At 53.6% G+C, this 265-nt stretch carries 1 tRNA gene; it reads left to right on the plus strand.

The window, feature by feature from the left end:
* The first annotated feature begins 180 nt into the window (after nt 1–180).
* Nucleotides 181–256, plus strand: a tRNA-Ala gene (locus OGV94_RS00115).
* The last annotated feature ends 9 nt before the right edge of the window (nt 257–265 follow it).

Consider the following 265-nt stretch of genomic DNA (forward strand, 5'->3'; position numbering starts at 1 on the left):
GCTTGTAGCTCAGGTGGTTAGAGCGCACCCCTGATAAGGGTGAGGTCGGTGGTTCAAGTCCACTCAGGCCTACCAAATTCTTTCTGATACCGCGTTGTGAAACGACTCGCATACTTCAGTATGCTTCGCCGCTCCACGCCTTGTCTCAGCAAGAATTAAGGTGAATGAGATAACTACGATGGGGCTATAGCTCAGCTGGGAGAGCGCCTGCCTTGCACGCAGGAGGTCTGCGGTTCGATCCCGCATAGCTCCACCATCCTTTACT

This window comes from Citrobacter sp. Ce006, from assembly GCF_030336535.1.
GTDB classification, from domain to species: Bacteria; Pseudomonadota; Gammaproteobacteria; order Enterobacterales; family Enterobacteriaceae; genus Citrobacter; species Citrobacter europaeus.